Origin of the sequence: Winogradskyella ouciana (assembly GCF_009709615.1) — a bacterium.
In the GTDB taxonomy this organism is placed as follows: Bacteria; Bacteroidota; Bacteroidia; order Flavobacteriales; family Flavobacteriaceae; genus Winogradskyella; species Winogradskyella ouciana.
Genome location: NZ_WJYA01000229.1, coordinates 1 through 251, shown reverse-complemented (window position 1 = coordinate 251; position 251 = coordinate 1). Strand labels below are relative to the sequence as shown.

1 protein-coding gene is annotated in these 251 nt (G+C 41.4%); it reads left to right on the top strand.

All coding sequences use genetic code 11. The features are described 5' to 3' along the window. A partial coding sequence (locus F1003_RS19045) for an EamA family transporter (RefSeq protein WP_155090377.1) occupies positions 1-251 on the top strand: 251 nt, incomplete at both ends.

Here is a 251-nt window from a genome sequence, read left to right as displayed (position 1 = left end):
CTTATGCTACTGCAAAGGATAAAATACTGGTCTTTTTAAAGGATAGAAAGAGTTTGCTGTCTCTTCTTATTTTTGCTCTGATTGGTCTTTTTCTCAACCAATTCGCCTATCTGTCTGCTATTCAGGAGACCAATGCGGGAACAGCGACGGTGCTTCAGTATGTTTGTCCTGTCGGAATTTTAATTTATAGCTGTATCAAGGATAGGGTGGCACCGACACTGGGAGAGATAGTTTCCATCATATTCGCCATC